We start from the raw sequence: 14372 nt of genomic DNA on the forward strand, positions 1-14372 counted from the left end.
CGGGGATCAGTCCCCGCCGGGGATCAGACCGACTTGCCGAGGATCCGGTCAAGCCAGCGGCTCGGCAACAGGCGGCGCAGTATGCTGAACAGCCTGGTGGGCAGGGTGACCGGGTAGCGGTGCCTGGGGCGCTTGCTCTGCAGCGCATGCAGCAGCGGCGGTATGCAGGCCTCGCTCGGCAGGGTGAAGCCGCTGGTGGACCCCTCTTTCTCCAGCCGGGTCAGGGTCTGGCGATAGGCGCCCTGATGGCGGCTCTGGGCCGGATCTATGTGGCGCACGAAGGCGTCGCGGGCATTGGCGCGAAACCGGGTGTCGATGGGGCCTGGCTCTATCAGGCTGATGTGCACGCCGCTGCCCTCGAGCTCGAGGCGCAGGGTGTCGGTGTAGCCCTCCAGCGCGAACTTGCTGGCGTTGTAGGCGCCGCGATACTTCATGGCCACCAGGCCAAGCACTGAGCTGTTCTGCACTATCCGTCCCTCGCCCACGGCCAGCATGGCCGGCAGCACCTGACGAATGAGATGGTGCCAGCCAAACAGGTTGGTGTTGAATTGCGCCTTGAGCGCTTCCGTCGGCAAGTCTTCCAGCGCACCAGGTTGGCCGTAGGCGCCGTTGTTGAAGAGCCCGTACAGACGTCCCCCGGCCAGGGCCAGCGCCTCTGCCGCCCCCCGCTCTATGCTGGCGGTGTCCGCCAGATCCAGCTGCACCGCCAAGAGACCCTGCTGTTGCAACTGGGCGACATCCTCGACCTTGCGGGCGGAGGCGATCACGGTGAAGCCGTGGGTGCCGAGCGCTTTGGCGGCGGCAAGGCCGATGCCGCTGGAGCAGCCGGTGATAAGCACGAAGGGGTGGGGCATGAAGATCATCCTGATTGGCGGCCAGCACAGGGCCGAAGTGGGCATGGTAGCCCGAGCGCGACCAAAAACAAAACCGGGCCACTTGGCCCGGTTTTCGGTCAGAACAGATGCCTGATTACATGATGGTGAACGGCATGATGATGTGGAACTTGACGTCATGCTCGGAGCTGAACATGTTCGGGTAGTACCAGCTGCCCTTGTCGTCCTGCTCGTTGTTGTAATCGGTGTAGTGCAGCTTGAACAGAGTGCCCTTCAGCTTGCCATCCTGCACCGTGTACATGACGTCGAAGTTGACGGCCCACTCTTTGCCCGGCTCCAGGGTGCCGTCGCCATTGTTGGCATCCCAACCGTAGGCACCGGAGACACCAGCGGCCCAACCCGGAGCACCGACCAGATCATCCAGGGTACGAGTGGTACCGAAGAAGACGGCCTTCTCTTCGTTGTGGTTCCAGTCTGAGCGGGAATCCCACCAGATCTCGTTCGCACCCTGGGAGTTGCCGTAGCCGCGGGTCAGACGGGGCAGGTAGTTGCCCAGATCCCCTTCGGCCTTGGTGTACAACCCTTCCAGGCGGAAGGAGTAGGGACCGGCTGCCCAGCTTGCGGTCAGGGCTTGTTGCCATGCCAGACCGTCATAGTCTTCGTTCTCGGTGTCGGAACCGTAGAACTGGTAGCTGGTGTTCAGGCCACCCAGCACGTCAAACTTGTGAGCCAGCTTGAAGTGGTAGCTGTCCATGTAGCCTTCGGACTGACCGAAGCCACCAGTGATGGCGGTGCCGTTCTCGAAGGTGTAACGGGCTGCCAGACCGTGGATGTAGTCGATCTTGTTCGCATCGGTGAAGGGATCGCTGGCATAGGGGCTGCTCTTGGAGAAGCCGGCGGTGTTCTTGAACCAGGGCGCCTTGTACTCATCGGCGATGGCGTAGGTCAGGTAGAGGCCACCGAAGTTGCCCTCGATCTGGCCACCACGGTAGGTACCGGGTTGATAGGACCAGTTGACGCCCATGATGCCGGGTACATAGAGCTGGGTGTAACCACCCTTGGCGGTGACAGCGTCACCGAACTTGAGCTTCAAGGCGGCGGTGGAGAGGCTGAAGCCATTCTCGGGAACACCGTCACCACCTGAACCCCACTGGTCGCCCCAGAAGGAGAATTCGTTCTCTTCGTTGACCCCGTTGCTCTCGTCAACGGCCAGGTCATAGGCGCCAAAGCCGCCGACATCCAGCCCGACCATGCCCCAGGCATAACCGGAGTTGTAGTTCAGGGCTGCCTGGGTGGTGGCATGGCTCAGGTTGGAGTGGTACTTGCCATCCTGACCCGGACCGGCCTGGACGCGATCACGCTCACGCTGGAAGTAGAACAGGCCGCCTGTCAGCTTGCCTTCGTCGATGAAGGCTTCATAGGACTTGCCGTATTCCGGGCTCATCATGTCTTGAGCCGCGGATGCCATGCCGGGGGCGAGCAGCGCCGCAACCACGGCGGCACTCAAAGAGGCGCGCTTGAAGATCACTTTTTCCATTTGTTATTGCTCCTGATTTTATGGACTTAGCTTTTTTTTCCGGCAGTCAGGCAGAGGCCCGCCGCTCGGCATTGGCATTGCAATCAACACCCCGCAGGGCAAAAAGAAACTGTTCTGTGTTGTGCCCGTCTGCCCGGACGCCTTGGCGCATCACTGAAGGGCAATCTGCATCTTTACAGTCATTATTTTTTAGGTCTCGATCCTTGGCGATCTGACACCACCAAGAGTACGTTCGCGGTGCGAAATATCAACGTAAAGTTCCCGCCAAGTTTCAAAAATATGACCGAGTGCAAATAATCATGATTCTTGGTGTGGGCACTCCCAGCCCGCTCATGTCGGTAATGGGAGCGTTTTCAGGTGGTTTTTTCCGTTTACCTGAGGGGATCTTGGCGCTGAAGCAGAACTTTCTTTGTTAACCTGGCGGCAACATATAATTTTGTGTCACAAAAAAAGATATCAGCCCTGCCGGGGGCAGACTTGTAATGAGGGCACATGAAGGGGTTGGCCCGGCGCAAACAGGGACGCCGGGCCTGATGAGGGCGGGTGACTCAGGCCTGGCTCAGGATCCGGGGGATCTGCTGGGCCTGGTGGTGGATGTGCTCCGACACCTGCACCGAGAGGCGGCTGCCCTGGCGGGCGTGCTGGCTGATGCGGCCGATGAGGGCGGCGAAGCTGGCCAGCCTGTGCTCCTGGCTCCTGGCGTTGTCGGCCCCCTGCAGGGCGATGACGGCTGTGCTGCGCGCCATCTCCCGCACCGTCTGGGTGGTCTGGCGCAACTGCTCGGCCTGCTGGCGCTGCCCGGCGGCTTCTGCGGTGATGCGGGTCAGCACTGTGGCGAGCTGATCCCCCGCCTGGGTGAGGCTGGCCAGGATCTCGGTGATCTGGCCGAGGGAGCGCTGGGTGTCGGCGGAGAGGTGGCGCACCTCGTCGGCCACGACCGCGAAGCCGCGTCCCTGCTCACCGGCGCGAGCCGCCTCGATGGCGGCGTTGAGCGCCAGCAGGTTGGTCTGCTGGGAGATGTGGCCGATGACGTCGACGATGGCGGTCACATCCTCCACCGAGCGGGTCAGCTGGGCCAGGGCGCCGCTGCTCTCGTCGATGGCGAGGCCGGTCTGGGCGGTGGCCGCCAGCATGCCCCCCACCAGCAGCTCGCTCTGGCTCATGGAGTGTTCGTTGTGCTGGGCGTGCTCCGCTATCTCGGCGGCGACCTGGTGCACCTCGCTGGCGAGCTGATTGAGCTCCTGCATCATGGTGTCGCTCTCATCCACCGCCTGTTCGGTGGTGCGGGTGCTGTGATGGATCTCCTGCACCTGCTCCACCATCTGCTGCAGGCTGGAGGAGACGCTGGAGAGCTGCCCCGCCTTCTGCTGCTGATCCTGCTGCAGGCGCTGGATCAGGCGGTTGTAGCTCGCGACTATGTCGGCCAGCTCGTTGCGCTCGCGCCCCGTTGCCAGCAGCTGTGCCTGACCAGTGGCATCGAGCTGCAGGAAGGCCGCCCGCAGTCGTAGCAGGGGCCTGACCAGCCAGCGACGCTGCACCAGGGCAAACAGCAGGGCGACCACCACCAGGCAGAGCGCCAGGGAGCCGAGTATGGTGGCGAGCTCCCGGTTCATGGTCTGACGGGCGGTGGCGAGCCGCTCCCCCAGCTGCTCACCGGCCTGCAGCAGTTGCGTGATGTCCTGCTGCACCATCTGGCGCGCCAGCTGCTGCTGTTGCAGCGCCTTGCGGCTGCTCTCCAGCTCCTGGGGATAGCGCTTGAGCAGGGAGACCAGCTCGGCTTTGGGCTGCTCCCCCAGCTCCTTGCGCACCGGCTCTCCCAGGATGAACTCATCGGCGGCGGCCTCCTCGAAGAGATTCAGGCTCGGCAGGGCCGCCAGCGCGTCCGCCTGTTTTTGCAGGGCGGCGAGCTCGAACTGCAATCCTTCGAGGCGCTTGGCGCTGGCCTGCTCCATGTAGTTCTGACGCTGGTGGGCGAGGGCGGGCAGGGTCGCCAGTATGTCGGCGGCCCCCTGGCGATAGGCCTCGGCGCTGGCCGGATCCTGATCTGCCCCCTGCAGGCCGTAACGCAGCAGGGCCCGGGCCTGGGTGGTCAGCTCGTTCTCGGCGTTTTGCAGCAGCCACTGGCTGTTGCCGGAGAGCTTGCCCGCCGCCAGGTAGTCCCCCTCGATGCGCGCCCCCATCTGCTCGAGCCGGGCGTGCAGCGGGCCGGCTTGCTGCCCGTCCAGCTGCGCCAGCAGCGCGATCGCCTGTTGACGTATCCCCTGGGCCTCGGCCAGGCGCAGGGGATCGCCGCTGCCAAGGTAGTCGCGAAGGGCCCCCTGCAGGGGGCCGCTCAGTTGTTGTTGCAGGCGCTCCTGCTGGCGCTGGGCCTGTTCGGCTCGATTGAACTGCTGCCAGCCGTGAAACAGGGCGGCGGCCTGAACGCCGGCCACCAGCAGCAGTACCAGGGAGGAGAGGGAGGCATAATGGGCAATTTTCACATCTGAGTCCTGCTTGAACCACGCAATGGGCGTGAGCTTAAGCAGGGGAGATGGCGTTTTTATGACAGCGGTTGCGCCGCTTTGCGGCTCCCGGGCGTCTTCACCAGCAGACCGAGCAGGGCCCCGCCCATGATGAGGGCCCCCGCCAGCAGATGGCGCGGGGTGAGCTGCTCACCGTTGAGCCAGACCAGCAGCAGGGTGCTCAGCAAGGGGGTGAGGTAGGCGAGCGCCCCGATGCGGCGGGGATCCCCGTCCCTCAGCGCCAGATACCAGGTGACGAAGGCGGCCCCCATGGGACCGAGCGCCAGCCCGGCGATGAGCAGCCAGTCTGCCTGCGGGATCCGGGCGAGGGGCAGCGGCCCCTCCAGCCCCCAGGCGAGCAGCAGGGCCAGGAGTCCCGCGGGCAGGCAGGCGGCCGCGGTGACCACGGCGGGGGCGGGGGGCAGGCGGCGGGAGAGCACTGAGTAGGCGCCCCAGACGATGGCGGCGCCGAGCGCCAGCAGATAGCCCGGCAGATGGGCCTGCTGCAGTTGCAGCTTGCCATCGACCATCACCAGCACAGAGCCGGCGAGGCCCAGGACCCCGGCCAGCAGATGATGCAGGCGCAAGGGGTGGCCCGGCAGCAGCAATGGGGTGAACAAGATGATGCACAGAGGCCAGAGGTAGTTGATGAGGTTTGCCTCCAGCACGGGGGCGTGGCGAAAGCTCATGAACAGCAGCAGGTGATAGAGCAAGAGGGCTGTGATGGTCACCAGCCAGGTGACGGGGCTGGCGCGCCACTGGCGCCAGAACGGCAGTGTGCCCGCGCCGCAGAAGAAGAGCACCAGCCCTACCAGCACCAGGGGCGAGACGCTGGTGATCCGGGAGGTGAGGGCCGCGAGCGAGGCCCACAGCAAGATGGTGAGCAGCGCAAAACCTGTGGACTTGTCCCACCAGGAAGAAGCAGACATCCAACACTCCTTTGCAAGATGAATAAAAAAAGAGGGCCAGTCTAGCAGACTGGCCCTGGTCACACAGCGTTGCCGTGCCGCCGTTATGACTCCCGGCTCGGCACTATGCCGGCCGCCGGGGTCAGGGATTGGCCCCTGACGTACCAGACGATGAGCGCCAGCACCAGCAGCGGCAGCACGGGGTCGAACCAGGTGCCGCCGGAGCCGAACACCAGGTTCAGCAGGGCGACGCCGGTGCCGCCGATGGCCCAGGCGATGGTGGTGGGGATGGACCAGACGATCATCTGCTGCTTGACGTCCGAGATCCCCATCATGCGGTTGACCACCCAGAACAGGCTGTCGTTGAAATAGCCGAAGAAGAGCGACCCCATGGTGGCAGCCTGGGCGGCCAGCAACATGTTGACCCCGGGGATCTGTGCCAGTATGGGGGCCGAGATGGAGGCCGCCGTCACCATGGCCACTGTGCCGGATCCCTGGATGAGGCGCACCAGGGTCGCCACTATGAAGGGGATCAGTATGGGGGAGATGGGCAATTGGGCGATCTGCTCGGCCAGTTGCTGGCCCGCGCCGCTGTCGCGCAGCACGGCACCCAGGGCGCCGCCAGCCCCTGTCACCAGCAGTATGATGCCGGCCGATTGCAGCCCCTCTTCGAGGCGAGCGGCTGTGGCGTGTCTGTCCATGTGCGGCACCAGGGTATAGACCGCCAGCAGCACGCTGATGGCGAGCGCTATGATGGGGGTGCCGATGAAGTTGACGCCCTGCACCAGGGGGTTCTCCATCAGGCCGCCCATCCCCTCCAGGGTAGCGAGGGTGGTGAAGATGGCCTTGACGAAGATGAGCACTATGGGCACCAGTATCGGCAGCAGCGACAGGGTCAGGCTCGGCAGACTCTTGCCCTCCTTCTCCTTGATGTACTGCTCGTAGGTGGACTGCAGCTCATCCGGGGTCTGGGCTGCCTTGGCGCCGAACTCGGGGTACTTCTTGTCGAGCCACTGGGCGTAGAAGACGATGCCGAGCACGCAGGGGATGGCCAGCGCCATGCCCATCAGCAGCATGGCGCCGATGTCCACGCCAAACAGACCGGCGACGCCGAGGGGCCCCGGGGTCGGCGGCACCGTATGGTGGGTCACCACCAGGCCCCCCGCCAGGGCGACCCCCAGGGTCAGGATGGAGCGCTTGCCGCTTTTTGCCAGCGCCTTGGCCACCGGATAGAGGATGACGAAGGCGGAATCCACGAAGATGGGGATGCTGACGATGTAGCCGGTAATGGCCAGGGCCCACTCTTCACGGCGCTTGCCGAGCCACTTGATGAAGCTGTAGGCGATCTGCTCTGCGGCCCCCGACACCTCCAGCAGGCGGCCCATCATGACCCCGAGGCCGATGACGATGCCGATGCTGCCGAGGGTGGAGCCAAAGCCCTGGGTGATGACGGTGAGGGTCTTGTCTATGGTCATGCCGCCGGTGATGCCGGCGATGCAGGCCGCCGCCAGCATGGCGATCAGGGCGTGCACCCGGGTGCGGACCACCAGGAATACCAGTACGAAGACGGCGATGACCAGGCCGATGATGGGGGTAGGGATGTCGCTCATGATGCCTCCTGCATGTCATGGGTGATGAAACTGTCGATGATGTCGGCAAAGGTCCTGTCTGCCACGAAGCCGAGGGCGCTGGCGCGCTGGTTGTCGATGCGCCCCGGCCAGCTCGCGACTATGCGCTCGACGGCCGGGTCGGCGGCAAACTGCACCCTATCCAGAGCCCCCTGACCACCGGCCCTGGCGAGGGTCTCCAGCATCTCGCCGACGGTGACGCTGATGCCGGGCAGGTTGACGCTGCGCCAGTCGCCGGTGGCGGGGAGCCTGGCCGCCAGCAGGAAGTTCGCGACCACTGTGGCGGGGCTCGAGAGCCAGAGGCGCAGTTCCGGGCTCACCGGGCAGATGGCGCTCTCACCCTGCAGCGGCTCGCGGATGATGCTGCTGACGAACGACGAGGCCGCCCGGTTCGGTTTGCCCGGCCGCACGCAGATGGTGGGCAGGCGCAGCACCAGGCCATCCACATAGCCCTTGCGGCTGTAGTCGTTGACCAAGAGCTCCCCCATGGCCTTCTGGGCGCCGTAGGAGGAGGTCGGGGTCAGCGCAGTGCCGTCGTCCACCAGGGCGGGCAGGGAGCCGCCGTAGACCGCCAGCGAGCTGGTGAAGATGAAACGGATGCCGGCTCTGGTGTGGCGGCAGGCCTCCAGCAGGGTGCGGGTGGTGTCCAGGTTGACCTTCCAGCCGAGATCGAAGTCCTGCTCCGCATGGCTGCTGACGATGGCCGCCAGGTGGTAGACCACGGCGGTCCGCTCGCTGATGAGGGACTCGGCGACACCGGCTTCGGTGAGGTCGGCCTGCAGGCAGCGCACTCTGGTATCGGCGATGGGGGCCTGGGGCAGCTGAATATCCACCAGCAGCAGCTCGGTGAAGGGTTGTGTGCTCTGCAGCAGGGCCCGGGCCAGTTTCTGGCCCAGGAAGCCACCGCCGCCGGTGATGATGATCTGCATCTCGTTATCCTCAGACTCGTTCATGTGTAGGGTGTCGTCGTTGTTATTGTTGTGTGAGCCAGCCCAACCCTTCCCGGGTGCCGGCTCTGGGGTTGTATTCGCAGCCTATCCAGTCGTGGTAGCCCGCCTGCGCCAGCACCTTGAACAGGTGTGGGTAGGCTATTTCCCCCTCGTCCGGCTCGTGGCGATCCGGTACCGAGGCGATCTGGACGTGGCCTATGGCCTGGCCCAGCTTGCCGATGAGGCGGGTGAGATCCCCGTCCATGATCTGGGCGTGGTAGAGGTCGAGCTGCACCCCCACGTTGGGTCTGTCTATCTCCTGCACCAGGGCCAGGGCGTCGAGCTGGTGGGCCAGGAAGTAGCCGGGCACATCTCTATCGTTGAGCGGCTCGAGCAGCACCCTGATACCGTCCGCAGCCAGGAAGTCGGCGGCGAAGCGGATGTTGTCGATCAGGGTCTGGCGGTGGGCCGAGAGGCTGTAAGCGGGGTCCACTATGCCGCTCATGGCGTGCACCTTGGTGCAGCCGAGCGCCAGGGCGTAGTCACGCACGGTTGGCAGGTGGGCGCGAAACTCCGCCTCCCGCCCCGGGATGGCGGCCATGCCGCGCTCCCCCGCGCCCCAGTTGCCCGGTGGCATGTTGAACAGGGCCTGGGAGAGCCCCTGCTCGCGCAAGCGGCGGCCCAGCTCGGCGGCCGGCCACTCGTAGGGGAAGAGGAACTCCACCGCCTCGAAGCCTGCCTCGCGGGCGGCGGCAAAGCGCTCCAGGAACGGCACCTCGGTAAACAGCATGGTGAGATTGGCGGCAAACTTGCTCATAGCGTGATGCTCCTCAATGCGTTGTGCTTGTATCGGGTTAGAAGGGCGGACCAGAGTTGGCTCATGGTTTCATCCTCCTCAATTCATCGATCTCGGGTTCACTCAGGTAGCGGATGGACTGGCCATGGAGCATCAGTGCCAGGCGCGCCGTCTCCTCCAGCTCCTCCATGTTGTTGACCGCATCCACCAGATCCTTGCCCGTCACCACGGGACCGTGGTTGGCCAGCAGGAAGGCGTTGCCCTCGGGGGCGCGGCGCCCCAGCTCCTCGGCGATGCGGGCATCCCCCGGCTTGTAGTAGGGGATGAGCGGCAACTGGCCGACCCGCATCACGTAGTAGGGGGTGAAGGGGCGGATGACGTTGGCCGGATCCAGCCCCTCCAGGCAGGAGAGGGCGGTCAGGTGGGTGCAGTGCAGGTGCACCACGGCCCGGCAGTTTGGATTGTTGTGGTAGATGGCGAGGTGGAAGGCCACCTCCTTGGAGGGGCGATCCCCCCCCAGGTGCTCCCCCTGCAGGTTGACATGAGAGAGCCTGTCGGCGCTCAGACGTCCCAGGCAGGAGCCGGTGGGGGTGGCGATCAGGGTGCCGTCAGGCAGCAGGGCGGAGAGGTTGCCGGCGCCTCCTGTGGCATAACCGCGCTGGAAGAGGGAGGCCCCCAGCATCACCATGGTGTCGCGCAGTGACTGTTCAGTCATGGAAGTACTCCTGAGCCTGGTCGAAGAAGTCGTCGCTCCCGAAATTGCCGGACTTGAGGGCCAGCGACAGGGGGGCGTCGAGGGCCCGCACCCAGGGCACACCGGGGGCGATTTGCGGGCCAATGTGGAACGCCTTGACGCCGAGGGCCTGGGTGACCCGGCTCGAGGTCTCGCCACCGGCGATGATGAAACGGTCGACACCGGCGCCTTGCAGCAGTTGGGCGAGGCGGGCAAAGCAGTGTTCCACCGCGTCGCTGGCCGCCTGCTGGCCGTGGGTTTCCTGAATGCGGGCCAGCTCAACCGGGCTGGTGGTGGCGTAGACCAGCGGCGCCGGGGTCCGGGGCTGGTCCAGTACCCAGCGCGCCAGCTCGGCCGGGTAGTCGGCCTCTTCGAGGCAGCGCACCACATCCAGCGCCAGGGCAGGGGCGTGCTGGCGATAGCGGGCCACCTGACGGTTGGTCATCTCGGAGCAGGAGCCCGACAGCACCGCGGCGTGGGTGCCTCTGGGCCAGCCCGCCTCGCGGGCACCCTGCAGATCGCCACTGCCAAGCTGACGGGCCAGGCCGATAGCGAGGCCGGATCCGCCGGTCACCAGGGGCATGTCGAGGGCTGCGATGGCGATGTCCAGCAGGTGCTGCTCGGTCAGTGTGTCGACCACGGCGTAGCGCACGCCGTCCTTTGCAAGTTGCTCGAAGGCCCCTGCAATGGCGGCTGCCCCCTTGTCTATGGTGGAGAAGGGCACCAGTCCGGCGCAGCCCTGGGCCTGTCCCTCCATCAGCCGCAGCAGGTTGCTGTCGGTCATCGGAGTGATGGGGTGGTGGCGCATGCCGGACTCGGCCAGCGGCTGGGCGCCGACGAAGAGGTTGCCCTGATAGACGGTGCGACCGTTCACCGGCAGGGCCGGGCAGATCAGGGTGAAGTTCTGGCCAAGCGCCGCCAGCAGGGCGTCGGTGACGGGGCCGATATTGCCCGCCGCCGTGCTGTCGAAGGTGGAGCAGTACTTCTGGTAGATGCGTGGGCAGCCGCGGGCCTTGAGCCAGTCGAGGGCCGCCAGGGAGTCGCGCACCGCTTCGCCCGCGGGGCAGGAGCGGCTCTTGAGACTGATCACCACGGCGTCGACCCCGGTCAGATCCGCCTCAGCCGGGATGCCGGCAAACTGGATGGTGGAGAGGCCGTTCTCCACCAGGAAACCGGCGATGTCGGTGGCGCCGGTGAAGTCGTCTGCGATGACACCGAGTTTCATAGCAGTTCCTCCTGACCCGGCAGCTGGATGCCGGAGAAGATCTTGATGACGGCGCTGTCATCTTCCTGGCCGTGCCCTGCGTTGCTGGCGCCGAGGAACATGTTGAGGGCAGTGCTCGCCAGCGGCAGCGGGAAGCGCAGCGCCTTGGCGGTGTCAGCCACCAGGGTGAGATCCTTGACGAAGATGTCCACCGCGGAGCGGGCCTGGTAGTCACCGGCGAGCACCCGGGGCATGCGGTTTTCAAACATCCAGGAGTTGCCGGCGGCATGGGTGACCACGTCATACATGAGATCCAGGGACACGCCGGCCCGGCTGGCCAGGGCCATGGCCTCGGCGGCCACCGCTATGTGCACCCCGGCCAGCAGCTGGTGGATGATCTTGACCGTGCTGCCCTGGCCCGGCTCGCTGCCGACCCGGTAGAGCTTGCCGGCCACCGCATCCAGCACAGGGGCCAGCTTGTCGAAGGCGGCGTCTGAGCCTGCGGCCATCACAGTCATCTCCCCCGCGTCGGCCTTGATGGCGCCACCGGAGACAGGGGCATCCAGCATCGGCAGCCCGAGCTGTACCAGCTCGGCGGCCAGGGAACTCGCCTCTTCGGCCGCTATGGTGGAAGAGACCATGATGGCGGTGCCCGGTTTGAGGTGGCGGGCCAACCCCTCTTCGCCGAGCAGGATGCGGCGCACCTGAACGGCGTTGACCACCAGCAGCAGCACGGCATCCAGGGTCTCTGCCAGAGGTCTGGCATCGGCCATGACGGCGGCGGCACCGGCCTGTTGCAGCTGGTTGCGGGCCTGCTCGCTGAGATCTATGCCGTAGGTGGTGAGCCCGGCCCGCAGGCAGGAGCGGGCGGCGCCCATGCCCATGGCGCCCAGGCCGATGACCGCAACATGATAGGAAGTGCTCATCTCGTGATTCCTCGATAACGACTGATGAGCCGATAGTAGAGGCTTGTGGCGGTGAAATATCAGGCAGGTGTCACAAAAAATAACTTAAGTTGTGTTAATTTTTGTTATTTATGAGAATTGAGATTCTTTTGAATCAAATATTGATGCTTTTTATGTGAATAAATGTGATTTGTGAGCCCCTTCGAGGTTATTTATCATTTTTTCCCAGGTCGCTGGGGTAGAATGGCGCCTTCCCTTCCCCGAGGTGAGAGGCAAGATGATTCCCGTAGAGCGACAGCAACGTATCCTGCAACTGCTGGCAGAGCGCGGCGTGGTCAGCATAGTGGAGCTGACCGACTGGTTGCAGGTCTCCCACATGACCATCAGGCGCGATATCCAGAAGCTGGAGGAGCAGGGGCGGGTGCTCTCCGTCTCGGGCGGCGTCAGCCTCTCCCAGCGGATCAAGAGCGAGCCCTCCCACGCCGCCAAGCGCAGCCTGATGCAGGGGGCCAAGCTGGCCATCGCCCGGCTCGCCGCCGCCCAGGTGGCCGAGGGCAGCACCGTCTATCTGGACGCCGGCACCACCTCCCTGGAGCTGGCCCGGGAGCTGGCGCTGCGGGAAGATCTGATGATAGTGACCAACGACTTCATGGTGTGCGCCTACCTCATCGAGCACGGCCGCTGCCGCCTCTATCACACCGGGGGTCAGGTCATTCGCGAGAACCAGTCCTGCGCCGGGGAAGCCACCGCCCACTTCCTGCGCAACCTCCATCTGGACGTTGCCTTCCTCTCCTCCTCCTCCTGGGATGGGCAGGGGATCTCCACCCCGAGCGAGCAGAAGGTGCCGGTGAAGCGGGCCGTGGTGGAGTCGGCGGCGAGCCGCATCCTCATCTGCGACTCGTCCAAATATGGCAAGGTGGGCACCTTCAACGTGGTGGGCTGGGATGCGATCGATCAGGTGATCACCGACGAGCAGCTGCCCCAGAGTGCGCGCGACGTACTGGCCCAGCACGGGGTCAGGGTGACCATGGCACCCCTTGCCAGCCTGGCGTCTGGCGGCGAGTGAGGGGAATGGCTCGGTCAGCCTGAGGGCCCGAGCCTTACTGACCCGACCTCGTCAGCGCGGGGGCTGCGGCTCGCTTGTCAGGTTGGCGGAGCCCTGGATCACCTCCCCGGCCTTCTCGATGTCCCGCCCCATCCCGTGAATGGTGTTACAGCCCAGCAACCAGAGGCTGGCAAAGAGCACCAGCAGCATGCGATTCGCGTTCATCCTTCCTCCTTGCATCCTATGGGGTCAGCTTGAGCAGGCGTCCCTGACCTGAGTCCGTCAGCAGATAGAGGGCGCCGTCGGGGCCCTCCTTGACGGTACGGATCCGCTCCCCCAGATCGGTCAGCAACCGCTCCTGTGACACTATGGTGTCCCCGTCGAGGCGAAGGCGCAACAGGGCCTGACCGCGCAGGGCGCCGACCAGCAGATCTCCCTGCCACCCCTTGAACAGGGCGCCCTGATAAAACGCCATGCCCGAGGGGGCGATGGAGGGCACCCAGATCCAGCGCGGCGGCGTCAGGCCGGGCGCGCTCTGGCCCACGCCAATCTTGCCGCCCCCGTACTCCTCGCCGAAGGTCACTCTGGGCCAGCCGAAGTTGTGCCCTGGCAGTATGAGGTTCACCTCGTCCCCGCCCTGGGGGCCGTGCTCGTGGGCCCAGAATTGCTGGTTAACCGGGCGCAGCGCGGCCCCCTGCATGTTGCGATGGCCCAGGCTCCAGATCTCCGGCAGAGCCCCCGGCGTCGTGACGAAGGGATTGTCGGCGGGGACCCGGCCATCCTTGTGCAGGCGCACTGTCTTGCCGAGGTGGTTGTCCAGCGTCTGGGCCCGCGCCCGCTCGCTGTAGCGATCGCCGAGGGTGATGAAGAGATAGCCATCCTCCGTCAGCACCAGGCGGGAGCCGAAGTGGGCACCACCGGCCACCTTGGGCTGTTGGCGAAACAGCAGTTGCCAGTCGACGAGGGCGTCTTTTTGCAGCCGGGCCCGGGCCACGGCGGTGCCGGCCCCGCCTTCCCCCGGCTCGCTGTAGCTCAGGTAGAGCCAACCCTCGTCATCCAGGGCGAGATCGAGCAGGCCCCCCTGACCCGCGGCGGCGAGGGGGGGCAGACCCGAGATGATATGGCGCTCGCCCCCGGCGTCGATGCGCAGCAGGCGGCCCGGGCGCTCGCTGACGAGGTAGCCGCCATCGGGGAGAAACGCTAGCCCCCAGGGATGGCGCAGCTCCCCTGCCACCGGAGTCAGGGTCAGCGCCCGTACCGGGAGCACCAGGCAGACAAGCAGCAGGGCAAGCAGTCGCAACATGGGGGATATCCTCTCTCGGGCCAGACCTGAACGTCGCTGAAGTATAGGGG

The 14372-nt window shown here is 65.4% G+C and carries 13 protein-coding genes; 1 reads left to right on the top strand and 12 read right to left on the bottom strand.

All coding sequences use genetic code 11. From position 1 onward, the window contains the following. Window positions 1–23: 23 nt before the first annotated feature. The 10 genes from WIR04_RS04660 to ltnD form a co-directional block, all read right to left on the bottom strand. On the bottom strand, window positions 24–854 hold the full coding sequence (locus tag WIR04_RS04660) for an SDR family oxidoreductase (protein WP_338890830.1): 831 nt from the start codon (window positions 852–854) through the stop codon (window positions 24–26). Window positions 855–969: 115 nt separating this feature from the next. Then, the gene (locus WIR04_RS04665; protein WP_338890832.1) at window positions 970–2370 is read right to left on the bottom strand and encodes an OprD family outer membrane porin; all 1401 of its coding nucleotides are present in this window, start codon (window positions 2368–2370) and stop codon (window positions 970–972) included. A gap of 548 nt (window positions 2371–2918) precedes the next feature. Next, window positions 2919–4850: a methyl-accepting chemotaxis protein gene (locus WIR04_RS04670; RefSeq protein WP_338890834.1), complete on the bottom strand. Its 1932-nt coding sequence runs from the start codon at window positions 4848–4850 to the stop codon at window positions 2919–2921. A gap of 59 nt (window positions 4851–4909) precedes the next feature. After that, window positions 4910–5800, bottom strand: coding sequence for a DMT family transporter (locus tag WIR04_RS04675; RefSeq protein ID WP_338890836.1), 891 nt, complete (start codon window positions 5798–5800; stop codon window positions 4910–4912). An 83-nt stretch (window positions 5801–5883) separates the two neighbouring features. Continuing rightward, the gene (locus tag WIR04_RS04680) at window positions 5884–7389 is read right to left on the bottom strand and encodes a GntP family permease (RefSeq protein ID WP_025328027.1); all 1506 of its coding nucleotides are present in this window, start codon (window positions 7387–7389) and stop codon (window positions 5884–5886) included. Next, window positions 7386–8336, bottom strand: coding sequence for a D-erythronate dehydrogenase (gene denD / locus WIR04_RS04685; protein ID WP_338890839.1), 951 nt, complete (start codon window positions 8334–8336; stop codon window positions 7386–7388). The genes WIR04_RS04680 and denD overlap by 4 nt, the downstream gene beginning before the upstream one ends. A gap of 43 nt (window positions 8337–8379) precedes the next feature. After that, window positions 8380–9153, bottom strand: a complete 774-nt coding sequence (gene otnI, locus WIR04_RS04690) for a 2-oxo-tetronate isomerase (RefSeq protein ID WP_338890841.1) — start codon at window positions 9151–9153, stop codon at window positions 8380–8382. 61 nt (window positions 9154–9214) lie between these two features. Further along, window positions 9215–9847 carry an aldolase gene (locus WIR04_RS04695; protein ID WP_338890843.1) on the bottom strand — a complete coding sequence of 211 codons (633 nt, stop codon included), beginning with the start codon at window positions 9845–9847 and terminating at the stop codon, window positions 9215–9217. Beyond that, window positions 9840–11090, bottom strand: a complete 1251-nt coding sequence (gene otnK, locus WIR04_RS04700; protein ID WP_338890845.1) for a 3-oxo-tetronate kinase — start codon at window positions 11088–11090, stop codon at window positions 9840–9842. The genes WIR04_RS04695 and otnK overlap by 8 nt, the downstream gene beginning before the upstream one ends. Then, window positions 11087–11995: an L-threonate dehydrogenase gene (gene ltnD / locus WIR04_RS04705; protein WP_338890847.1), complete on the bottom strand. Its 909-nt coding sequence runs from the start codon at window positions 11993–11995 to the stop codon at window positions 11087–11089. Before ltnD ends, otnK begins: the two co-directional genes overlap by 4 nt. A 256-nt stretch (window positions 11996–12251) precedes the next feature. Between ltnD and WIR04_RS04710 the strand changes: the two genes are divergently transcribed. Beyond that, complete coding sequence (locus WIR04_RS04710; RefSeq protein WP_338890849.1) at window positions 12252–13040, top strand: DeoR/GlpR family DNA-binding transcription regulator; 789 nt, start codon at window positions 12252–12254, stop codon at window positions 13038–13040. A 51-nt stretch (window positions 13041–13091) separates the two neighbouring features. Here WIR04_RS04710 and WIR04_RS04715 read toward each other — a convergent pair whose 3' ends face one another. Further along, window positions 13092–13244, bottom strand: a complete 153-nt coding sequence (locus WIR04_RS04715; RefSeq protein ID WP_338890851.1) for an entericidin A/B family lipoprotein — start codon at window positions 13242–13244, stop codon at window positions 13092–13094. 16 nt (window positions 13245–13260) lie between these two features. Beyond that, on the bottom strand, window positions 13261–14322 hold the full coding sequence (locus tag WIR04_RS04720; RefSeq protein ID WP_338890853.1) for a PQQ-dependent sugar dehydrogenase: 1062 nt from the start codon (window positions 14320–14322) through the stop codon (window positions 13261–13263). Window positions 14323–14372 lie beyond the last annotated feature (50 nt).

Origin of the sequence: Aeromonas rivipollensis (assembly GCF_037811135.1) — a bacterium.
GTDB classification, from domain to species: domain Bacteria; phylum Pseudomonadota; class Gammaproteobacteria; order Enterobacterales; family Aeromonadaceae; genus Aeromonas; species Aeromonas rivipollensis.